This is a genomic window from Nostoc sp. NOS(2021) (assembly GCF_017115025.1).
Classification (GTDB): domain Bacteria; phylum Cyanobacteriota; class Cyanobacteriia; order Cyanobacteriales; family Nostocaceae; genus Nostoc.
In genome coordinates, this window is record NZ_JABXKM010000225.1 from 1 (window position 1) to 11,049 (window position 11,049).

Annotated in this window: 7 protein-coding genes; 5 read left to right on the forward strand and 2 right to left on the reverse strand. The window is 40.7% G+C overall.

Annotated elements, in window-relative coordinates:
• Positions 1-178 precede the first annotated feature (178 nt).
• On the forward strand, positions 179-367 hold the full coding sequence (locus HWQ41_RS23890) for a hypothetical protein (protein WP_292750468.1): 189 nt from the start codon (positions 179-181) through the stop codon (positions 365-367).
• A 9-nt stretch (positions 368-376) separates the two neighbouring features.
• Here HWQ41_RS23890 and tmk read toward each other — a convergent pair whose 3' ends face one another.
• Positions 377-1,012: a dTMP kinase gene (gene tmk / locus HWQ41_RS23895; protein ID WP_292768468.1), complete on the reverse strand. Its 636-nt coding sequence runs from the start codon at positions 1,010-1,012 to the stop codon at positions 377-379.
• Between the two features lie 154 nt (positions 1,013-1,166).
• Between tmk and HWQ41_RS23900 the strand changes: the two genes are divergently transcribed.
• The 3 genes from HWQ41_RS23900 (at position 1,167) to HWQ41_RS23910 (ending at position 8,236) form a co-directional block, all read left to right on the forward strand.
• Entirely contained in the window at positions 1,167-4,055 is a 2,889-nt protein-coding gene (locus HWQ41_RS23900; protein WP_292768469.1) for an ATP-binding protein, read from the forward strand.
• A gap of 92 nt (positions 4,056-4,147) precedes the next feature.
• Positions 4,148-5,992, forward strand: a complete 1,845-nt coding sequence (locus HWQ41_RS23905) for an ABC transporter substrate-binding protein (RefSeq protein WP_292768471.1) — start codon at positions 4,148-4,150, stop codon at positions 5,990-5,992.
• Between the two features lie 129 nt (positions 5,993-6,121).
• A complete protein-coding gene (locus HWQ41_RS23910) occupies positions 6,122-8,236 on the forward strand; it encodes a hydantoinase/oxoprolinase family protein (RefSeq protein WP_292768472.1) in 2,115 nt (704 codons plus the stop codon).
• A gap of 7 nt (positions 8,237-8,243) precedes the next feature.
• Here the strand turns inward: HWQ41_RS23910 and HWQ41_RS23915 are convergent, their stop codons facing one another.
• A complete protein-coding gene (locus tag HWQ41_RS23915; RefSeq protein ID WP_292768474.1) occupies positions 8,244-9,011 on the reverse strand; it encodes an SDR family oxidoreductase in 768 nt (255 codons plus the stop codon).
• Between the two features lie 219 nt (positions 9,012-9,230).
• On the opposite strand from HWQ41_RS23915, the gene HWQ41_RS23920 reads away from it, so the two are divergent.
• The gene (locus HWQ41_RS23920; RefSeq protein WP_292768475.1) at positions 9,231-10,796 is read left to right on the forward strand and encodes a hydantoinase B/oxoprolinase family protein; all 1,566 of its coding nucleotides are present in this window, start codon (positions 9,231-9,233) and stop codon (positions 10,794-10,796) included.
• The last annotated feature ends 253 nt before the right edge of the window (positions 10,797-11,049 follow it).

Below are 11,049 nucleotides of genomic sequence, written 5' to 3' on the forward strand. Positions count from 1 at the left end.
TCTCTCAACTCAGCAGTGGTTTTGATTTCGAGTTCTGACCTTGTGAACATAAAATAGAATTACCCATTTGTAAAAGTGGTATCGGTGGATGCAAACTTTACCAGGGTGAACATCCACCAATTAAATATTTTCCACTGGTAGGCATGTGGAGAATATGATTATTTATATTTCTATACAAATGACCAAGAACAAGGGCAAGCCAGAGAATCTAAAACCGTTCACTACAGACAGAGAAGAACCATTAACCGAAAGATTAAATTTACGCATCACTAAGACAATGAAAGAGGAAGTGCAGCAACAAGACGACCCTCCTGAATTTTGCAGAGAAGCTATTCAGAAAGCACTGGATGAGAAAAAAGGGAAGTAGTGATTTGCCTTACCTCGCCAAGTGCAAGCGATCGCACAAAATTCCTTGAATTACCTCTTGTACAGCTTCTTTACTCAAGCTGCCATCTACCCGAACAATTCGTGAGGGATGGGATGCTGCTAAATGTGCGTATCCTTGTTGAACGCGCCGATGAAAAGCGATTGTCTCCTGTTCAATCCGGTCTAGTCCTACTTTGCCTAAGAGTTTGCGGGCCAGTCCCACCTCAACATCGACATCTAGCCAAATAGTTAGGTCACTTTCTAAGCCACCAGTAGCAATATAGTTAAGCTGATTGATTAAACTCATGTTAAGACCGCGACCATATCCTTGGTAGGCAATTGTCGAGTCGGTGTAGCGATCGCATAAAATATATTTCCCTACTGCGAGATTGGGTTTGAGTTCTTGTTCAACGTGTTGCGATCGGTCAGCAGCATACAACAAAAGTTCTGTCACTTCTGCAACTGGTTTATCCTCTGCCTTTTCTAGTAGCAAGCGGCGAAGATGTAAGCCTAACTCTGTTCCACCTGGTTCACGAGTTACCACCACAGAAACACCCAGACTTTCCAACCACTCAGAACAAAGCTGCATTTGGCTGGTTTTGCCACAGCCTTCCACCCCTTCAAATACAATTAATTTGCCACCCATGCTTTTTTATGTTCACTGCAATAAACTTGTTCGTTAACATTTGATCAAGAATAGCGCGAAGGTTTTGGATATAAAGTCTTTGTTCAGAATATTTATGGCGTGGGAACTCTAGCTAATAAGCTTTACTACAGTATCCTACCCAGCACTGCCAATCATGTCCCATCCTGCTGATGCCACTTTTAGCCAATCTTCTTACCCTCGCTTGACTAGAAGCCTGAGTGCTGTTGAAAGTTGGGGCTTTGGTTTGACGGCTCATATTTCCTGGACAGCATTGGTTCCAGCAATTCATGCGGCTCTCGGTTCCCAAGCTATTTTTGTCTGGATACCTGCGGTAATTTTCGGAATGCTGCTCAACTATCAGGTAAAACGCTTGGGTATGAATTTTATGAATGTGGCTGGAGGAACACCTAACTATGCTACCAAGCTGCTGCAAAACTCCCCAGGACTAGCTTCCTATGCAGCAATTGGATACCTCCTCAACTGGGTTTCCTACTTAGCAGTTAATACGATCGTACTCAGAGATTTAATTAAGGTGAATTTAGAGGCGCTGGGTATTGGTTGTCCAGAAATATTTCTGGATATTGGCTTTACACTGTTGCCGTTTATCGTGGCATTTAGTGGTACTCGCGCCCTGAGTATTTTACATTTGTTTTTTATAATTCCAGTCTTTGGACTGCTAATCACCTTCTGTGTAGAGGGTCTTGGCTGGTTAGCGTTCTCTGCTGATAGTCCTGGGTTTTTTCCTAGCAATTGGTCATCTTTAGGCTTCGTAGATTGGGCAAAGTGGTTCTTTTTCGTCACCTATGCAACCTACAGCTGTGAAACGGCTTCTTCCTTTGTCGCTGATAGCCGCAACCCCACCCAGACGCTGCGCTTTCTAGACGTTGCGGCTTGGATGATGCCACCCATTTTTTTGGGGGGGTCTTGGGTAGTGATGCGGTTAGCAACAGATCCAAACTTCCAAGACAATGCTTTTATGAATCTGGTGGCGGCTTCCCAGCCTTTTTGGGGAAAATCAGCTGCTATAAGTGTTTCCTTTTTGCTAGTAGCTGCAAGTCTTTTAGGTTCGGCAACGGTCGTTTCTAATTGCCCGCGAATTTTGTATCAGCTGGCGTTAGATAACCACCTCTCACCAGTATTTTCCGTTGTGTCACGCCGGGGTGTGTTTGTTCCAGCATTGACATTGACACTGCTGTTGTGCTTGATTTATCTGATTTGGGGAGATGTAGCGCAAATCGTGGCTGTTGGTAACATCGGTTGGTTTGTCTCCTTTATGTTATTCCATTTGGGGCTTTGGCTCCGGCGCGATCGCCCGGAAGTTTTGTTTCCTCGCATATCTCTAGGCATTCTGCTGTTAGAAGTTGTGGTGCTGTTCGTGGGTGGACTTGCCTGGGGTTGGCTCAACTTCCTAATTGGGCTATTATTTCCCGTTGGTGTCATGGGAATAGATGCAGTGATTCGCCGCGTGCCCTTCCCTCCATTTCATCGCAGTTGGTGGATGCGGCGATATCGCACGCGCCCTGTGGTAATTATCAAGGATTCAGTAATTCTTCAGGTGAGTATCTTGATTTTTTTACTGTGCAGTGCAGTGGGAGTTGGCTGGTTATTTGGTGTCAAACTTAATAAAGTTGCAACTGAGGGGGGTGAAAATCTATTTGTGGTACTGCTGATGAGTGTGGCATTTGTGGGAGTAGCGATCGCCTGTTGGACAAGTTTACCGCAAGTGGTGGCGATCGCAGAAGCACGAGAAGCCGCCGAACACCTGTTTACCGTCGCTCAGGATGGTATTTTAGTTGTGGATGATCGAGGCATTATCCAGCAGGCTAATCCAGCGACTGAATCTTTCTTTGGTGTCAACCCCTCTGAACTGCGGGGAAATCACCTCAACAAATGGCTACCTGCATTAGTCTACTATCCAGATCAGTGGATAAAGCGCAGCGAACAAGCCCTACTTCGCAACGGGAAAAACAGAACTCTGGAAGTTTCCATCTCAGACCGACCCCATCAGGATTTTCAGGAGTATGTCGTCATTCTCCATGACATTACTCAGCGCAAACAAGCAGAAGAGATATTGCGACACTCAGAAGCACAATTGCGCCAAGAAGCAAAGCAGCTAGCATCTCAACTGGTGCAGAGTGAAAAAATGTCCAGCTTAGGGCAGTTGGTAGCAGGTGTAGCGCACGAAATCAACAACCCAATTAACTTTATATATGGCAATATCACTTTTGCCAATCAATACATCGAAGATTTACTTAATTTGTTGAAATTATATCAGCAAAACTATCCTAATCCAGTAACTGGAATTAAAGAAAAAATAGAAGCCATCGACTTAAATTTCCTGATGGCAGACTTGCCAAACTTGCTAACTTCTATGACAGTTGGTGCTGAAAGAATCACAGAAATCGTCCTATCTCTACGAAACTTTTCCCGCTTAGATGAAGCAGAGATGAAAGCTGTGAATATCCATGAGGGTATCGATAGTACGTTGATGATTCTGGAACATCGCCTCAAGCCTAAATCTGACTATCTAGAAATTGAGGTCATCAAAGAGTACGGCGACCTGCCATTAGTAGAATGTTATGCCGGACAACTCAATCAAGTATTTATGAATCTTCTGGCAAATGCGATTGATGCAATTGAAGAGTCATTAGTCATTAGTCATCCGTCATTTGTACAAGACAAAGAGAGAGGTCTGAGTGGAGGCTTCCTACCATCAGAACTTCTGATAATGGAGACGCGCAAGGGACGGGAAGAAATGACTAATGACAGAGGAAAAATTCGGATTCATACTAAACTCACCAGCCAAAAGCAAGTAGTTATTCGCATTGCTGATAATGGTCTAGGCATTCCAGAAAACGTACAAAAACATTTATTTGAACCATTCTTTACTACTAAACCAGTTGGCAAAGGTACAGGGTTAGGTTTATCTATTAGTTACCAGATTATCACCCAAAAACATCGGGGAAAATTACAATGTATTTCTGCTCCTGGACAAGGTACAGAATTTGTAATTGTAATTCCGCTAAACCAGCAAGCTATCTAATTGTCAACATCAATAGAAATTAGTTCGACACCCATAGGATCACCTAAGTTAGGAATTAGACTATCATTTTGAAAAAAGGATGATAGATAATTATGGTGTGTCAAAACTGTCAACAGGTTATAGAACAGCTAAATATTAATATTGACCTTTTCTTTCATAAATTAGAGACAGCTTCAAATAGAAGGCAAATCAGTGAACTTGACAAGGAAATCATTTGTCAATCTCTATTGGGACACTCTCGACAACATATAGCTAAAATATTCAATTTATCTGACCAACAAATTAGAGATAGGCTCAGTAATAATATTTATCCCAGAATAGCAGAACTGATGCAAATTGACCAAGAACAGATAGCTGGTAAGTGGGTTAAGCTGCTTAATTTATTACTTCATCCTAATAACGGATATAAATTGCAGACTGCTCTTCAATTAAACAATGATAACTTTCAAGGTAGTTTTGGCAGACAAATTTTTCTTTCTCCCCCAAATCAAGATATTGTGGAGTTACAGATACAAGGGAATAAATTTTATCAGCAAGGACTTTATTATCAAGCATTAAAGTGCTTTATTTGGGCTTGGAAAAAAGAAATAGAAATTTATGGTACAGGGAATCCAGAAGTTTTAATTTATATTAATAACTGTCTAATTGAATATAAGCAATCTCTTTTACAACAAAAAAAAATTAAGATTTATACTTTGGCTGTAGTTGTGCCATTTTATCATAATCAAGGTCATGTTGCATCTGAAATTTTACGAGGTATTGCTCAAATTCAACTCCAAGTAAATCTTCAAAGCTTTGAGAAAATTTCACTAGGAAAAGAGATAAATTTAGATGAGATAAAACCCGATATTTTTTTTACTCTAAATAATACAGATAGTCAAATAGCCTTCAAAATTTTAATTGTCAATGATCCTAATAATTTATATGCACCATATAGCCAAACAGCAGAGAATTTAGCCAATTTAGCGCAACAATTAAACCTGATTTCTATCATCGGTCACTATTCAAGTGAAATGACTAAGAAGGCACTACAGTTATATTCTCAAAATGGACTAATTTTAGTAAACTCTAGCAGTACCTCTAATGAACTTTCTCATTTATCTGGGGGTGAAAGCCTATCCTTTTTTAGACTGACTACTCAAGATAGCATAAATGCCACACAGTTAGCTCATTACTTGACAGAAGGATTATCCGGTAAAGATCATAAAAAAGTAGCTATTATCTATAATAAAAATAGTAGTTATAGCACTTCATACAGAAATACTATTAAAAAATGTTTAGAGCAATATAGTGAACAGCTTATTTTTCTAAAAGAATGTAGTTATATTAGCGAAAAATATTATCAGATTCAAGCTTATCTAAAAGAGATTAAACAAAATGACGTTGATATTATTATCATAATTCCTGATGGAGGAATTGAACCTAATTCCCTCGATAATGCTGGGCTGATTAGTAGATTAAAAATTAATAACTGTCTAATAGCTGGTTCAGCAACTTTTTACCATGAGAATGTTTTACATTGGATTCATGAGCAAAGTCAGTATAATTTGGTAAATCAAAATGAGTGTCAAATTATAGCTTGTGTTCCTTGGCATTGGCACAGCAAAACAAATGGGTGCAATAGTGAAAATCAACTAGGGCAAAAGTTTTGTCAACTAGGTACTCAATTATGGGGAGAAGAAAACTTGACATGGCGTAGTGCAACAGCTTTCGACTCAGCGTTAATAATTCTGAGAATTTTAGAGCAATTTAACATTTCAGATAGTCAATCTTTACTGATATACATGAATAAATATTTCAAAGAAGACAAAAAACAAGTGAAAGGAGTTACAGGAATTATCCAATTTGAAAAAAATGGCGACCGCATCAATCCCCCAGCAGAAATAGTAGCCGTAAAATGGAATGCACAACACTCTAAATGGCAGTGGACAATTTAAGATTTATGTTTTCCAGTTAATTGACTATATCTAAGATTCCACATCTGTAGAAAAATATTCTACACCTGAAGTAAAAAGACTTCATAACCCATTGTTATGCTACCTGTATAGAGTTGAGGAAACAGAATCATGTTGAAAGTTTTTGCCGATCGCGGTGGTACATTCACAGATATTGTTGCTGTTACTAACAATCAGGCAATTATAGACAGACTCTCAATACATCCAGAACGTTTTTTAATTGTGACTCTGCCTAATCAGCAATGGATTATAGTCTACAAACTACTTTCAGAAAATCCTGAACAATATCAAGATGCAGCCATCCAAGGAATTCGGGATATCATGGATATTTCTAGCAACGAACCTATCCATACTGAAGCGATAGAAGTAGTAAAAATGGGGACAACAGTAGCAACAAATGCGCTGTTAGAAAGGAAAGGCGATCGCGTAGTTCTTCTGATTACCAAAGGCTTTAAAGATGCGCTGCGAATTGGCTACCAAAACCGTCCTAACATCTTTGCCCGTCATATCGTTTTACCAACGATACTTTATAAGCAGGTGATTGAGATTGATGAACGTTATGATGCTCATGGAAATGAATTAACCCCTGTAAATATTCAACAAGCAAAAAGTGACTTACAAGCAGTTTACAACTCAGGAATTCGGAGTTGTGCTATTGTTTTTATGCACAGCGATCGCTATCCCGATCACGAACAACAAATAGCCCAACTTGCTTTAAAAATCGGCTTTACCCAAATATCTGTATCCCATCAAGTTAGTCCATTAATGAAATTGGTCAGCCGAGGAGATACAACAGTAGTAGATGCTTATTTAACTCCGATTCTACGTCGCTATGTCAACCAAATAGCAAGTCAGTTACCCAGAGTAAAATTAATGTTCATGAAATCTGATGGAGGTTTAGTCACAGCCCAACAATTTCAAGGCAAAGATAGTATTTTGAGTGGCCCGGCTGGCGGTATTGTTGGCGCAGTTCAAACTAGTAAAAGGGCAGCTTTCGAGTTAGTTATTACCTTTGATATGGGAGGTACAAGTACAGATGTTGCCCACTTTAAAGGAGAGTATGAACGACAACTAGATTCGGAAATTGCTGGGGCGCGGATGCGAGTTCCCGTATTAGCAATTAATACCATTGCGGCTGGCGGTGGTTCAATTCTCTTTTTTGATGGTTCTAGTTATCGTGTCGGCCCTAAATCTGCTGGATCAAATCCTGGCCCTGCTTGTTACCGACGTGGGGGGCCATTAGCGGTTACTGATGCCAATGTGATGTTAGGCAAAATCCACCCGCAATATTTTCCCTCGGTTTTTGGAATTGATGGCAATTTACCTTTAGATAAAGATACTGTCATTCAGCAATTTACACAATTAGCCCAAGACATTCAAGCCGCAACATTAAATCATTGTACTCCCGAACAAGTAGCGGCTGGATTTATGGCGATCGCAGTGGAAAATATGGCGAATGCAATTAAAAAAATCAGCCTGCAACGGGGTTATGATGTCAGCCAATATGTGCTTTGTTGTTTTGGCGGCGCAGGCGGGCAAGTTGCTTGTTTAATTGCCGACATCTTGGGAATGAAAAAAATATTTCTACATCCTTATGCTGGTGTTCTCTCTGCTTATGGAATGGGATTAGCTGATGTCAGGGCGATTAGAGAAGGAGGAGTAGAACAGCCTCTAACTCAAACATTAATTCCTAAATTACACCAGTTAATGGAATATTTAGAAACTCAAGCTAGAAGTGAAATAGATGAAGTGCGTAGTCAAGTAGAAATAGTCAGAAAAGTTAACTTAAAATATGAGGGAACTAACTCTACATTGACCGTTAATTTTACGGATGAAGTAGCAGTGATGCGGCAAGATTTTGAGACTGAACATAAATCTCGTTATGGTTTCATTCAATTAGAGAAAACTTTAATTGTTGAATCCGCCTCAGTAGAAGTTATTCAGAAGATGGAGACTCCTGAAGAACCTTTAATTATTCGTACTCGTTCTCTAGATGAAGCTCCCGTATCTGGTGAGATAGTAAGAATATTTACTGCTGATAGATGGCATGATACTCCTGTTTATCGGCGGGAAGATTTGCAACCAGAAGATAGTATTAATGGCCCTGCGCTCGTTGTAGAAAAAATTAGCACAATTGTAGTTGAACCTAACTGGAACGCCAGATTAACTGAACACAATCATCTGATTTTACAGCGTCTATCAACAGGCTCTAAGAAGCAGAATTGACAAGAGATCAAAAATGGGCAAGGTATCCACCGTCAACCGCCAAAATCTGACCAGTGACATAGGATGCGGCTGGAGAAGCAAAGAAAACGACAGCACCAGCGATTTCTTCTGGATATCCCCAACGACCAAGGGAGGTTCGTTTTTCCAACCAAGCGGCGATTTCTTTATCGGCAAGCACATCTGCATTGCTCTCAGTCGCGAAAAAACCTGGGGCAACACCATTGACAGTTATTCCAAACATTCCTAGTTCGGCGGCAAGAGCGCGAGTTAGAGCTTCGAGTCCACCCTTGGCAGCAGTATACACAGCATCGCCTGCACCTGCGATCGGGCCAGCGATCGACGTTATGTTGATGATTTTCCCCTCGCCATTCTCAATCATCAGCCGTGCTGCTTCCTGGCACAGATTGAAGGAAGCAATAAGATTCGTATCGATAAGCCGACGCACCGCATCCATTTCAAATTCAAAAAAACCGCGGCGATCGCGCATACCAACATTATTGATCAGGATATCCAGATGCCCGTATTTTTCTCGAATTTCGCTGAACGCTTTTTTAACGGCTGCTTCATCCGTAATATCTAATTGCAATGGCAAGGCTGATCCGCCAATTGCAGTCACAGCAGCAACTGCGCGATTTAGGCTTTCATGATTCCGCCCATTGACAAGAACAAAAGCACCAGCACTCGCGAGTGCTTTGGTGATTTCTAGTCCTAACCCTTGTCCCCCTCCAGTAACTAGGGCGATTTTTCCATCCAATGAAAATCCAGGTGGTGTCACAGCGTTTCCTTTGCGGGGTCATGCTTTAACAATTTATCACTCTTGACACGGGAGTTTGCTGAAAAAGGGTTATATTCTCGTTACTAGGTTCAGCCTCGTAACGAGGGTTTAGAGGTTCCGCCTCCTGATTTTTAAAACTGGTGCAAAATATAAGTTTTACAAACATTCAACCCTTCTGGCTTCTAATATTTATCAAATCTAAACAAATAAAAAACAAAAATGTACACAACAACTCAACCAGATCCCGTCCGCTTAGAAATATTCAAAAATCTCTATCAATTTATCGCCGAACAAATGGGAATTGTGTTACAAAACACGGCTACATCAGTGAATATCAAAGAGAGGCTGGATTTCTCGTGTGCTATTTTTGAATCATCGGGATTATTAGTCGCTAATGCTCCCCATATTCCCGTGCATTTAGGCTCAATGAGTGAAAGTGTCCGCAGTTTAATTAATGATAAAGGGGACACAATAAAACCGGGGAATGTGTATCTATCCAATAATCCTTATAATGGGGGAACACATCTTCCTGATGTAACTGCAATTACCCCTGTTTTTCTGGAAAGTGAGGAAAATACTACACCCCCTACTCCTATTTTCTACGTCGCTTCTCGTGGACACCAAGCAGATATCGGTGGAATTACTCCCGGTTCAATGCCTCCCCACAGTACCACAGTAGAAGAGGAAGGAATTATTTTTGATAATTTTCTCTTGGTTGAAGAGGGCAATTTTCGAGAATCCGCAGTAAGACAGCATCTCTCAAATCATACTTATCCTGCTCGTAAAGCTGACCAAAATATCGCTGATTTCAAGGCACAAATTGCCGCAAATGAACGGGGAGTACAAGAACTCAGTAAAATGGTTTCCCAGTACGGATTTAAGACTGTCCAAGCTTATATGGAATTTGTGCAAGCTAATGCTGAGGAGTCGGTGAGAAAGGCGATTAATCTTCTCAAGAATGGCTCATTTGTTTATGAAATGGATAATGGGGCAATTATTCAAGTAAAAGTTACAATTAATCAACAAAATCGCAGTGCTATCATTGATTTTACTGGGACTTCTGAGCAACTTAATAGTAATTTTAATGCTCCGAAAGCTGTAACTCAAGCAGCAGTCTTATATGTCTTTCGGACTTTGGTTGATGATAATATTCCTCTGAATGCCGGGTGTCTTAACCCTCTAGAAATTATTATACCGGTTGGCTGTATGCTGAATCCAATTTATCCAGCAGCAGTAGTAGCAGGTAATGTAGAAACTTCTCAAACCATTGTTGATGCTTTATATGGCGCTTTGGGTGTTATGGCTGCTTCTCAAGGAACGATGAATAATTTTACTTTTGGTAATGAGCAATATCAATATTATGAAACTATCTGCGGCGGCTCTGGGGCAGGAATTGATTTTGATGGAACTGATGGTGTTCATTCTCACATGACTAACTCCCGCCTGACCGATCCAGAAGTTTTAGAAACCCGTTATCCTGTACTTTTAGAAAGCTTTAGTCTTCGTCCCGATAGCGGTGGGAAAGGAAAATATTCCGGTGGTAATGGAGTTGTCCGCCGCATCCGTTTCCTAGAATCCATGACAGCTAATATTCTCTCTGGTCATCGGGTTGTTCCTCCCTTTGGATTAAATGGTGGGGAAGCCGGAATTGTCGGACGCAACTGGATACAACGTCAGAATGGAATTGAAGAGAATTTAGATAGCACAGCAACAGTAGAGATGAAAGTTGGGGATGTTTTTGTGATAGAAACTCCTGGAGGAGGCGGGTTTGGGAAAGTCTCCTAATACCAGTAATTTCCGCTGAATTAAAAAGCTATAAATCTTTGCTTTGTCTACTTTTAAGAACTTATTACTAGTTAATTTTAGTTGCAGTTTGGCAAAATGTTTTATCTGTAGAGATAATCTGCAAAGTCGTAATACCATGTCCGCTTGATTACTTATTAAACCCGAAGAACCCCACCCCGCCAACGCTGCGCTTTGTCTCCCCTCCCCGCTGGCGGGGAGGGGATTAAGGGGTGGGGTGCAATGACTATAGGAA

Coding starts and splice junctions, on each gene's coding strand:
- HWQ41_RS23890 (WP_292750468.1), top strand. CDS start 179: ATGACCAAGAACAAGGGCAAGCCAGAGAATCTAAAACCGTTCACTACA.
- tmk (WP_292768468.1), bottom strand. CDS start 1,012: ATGGGTGGCAAATTAATTGTATTTGAAGGGGTGGAAGGCTGTGGCAAA.
- HWQ41_RS23900 (WP_292768469.1), top strand. CDS start 1,167: ATGTCCCATCCTGCTGATGCCACTTTTAGCCAATCTTCTTACCCTCGC.
- HWQ41_RS23905 (WP_292768471.1), top strand. CDS start 4,148: ATGGTGTGTCAAAACTGTCAACAGGTTATAGAACAGCTAAATATTAAT.
- HWQ41_RS23910 (WP_292768472.1), top strand. CDS start 6,122: ATGTTGAAAGTTTTTGCCGATCGCGGTGGTACATTCACAGATATTGTT.
- HWQ41_RS23920 (WP_292768475.1), top strand. CDS start 9,231: ATGTACACAACAACTCAACCAGATCCCGTCCGCTTAGAAATATTCAAA.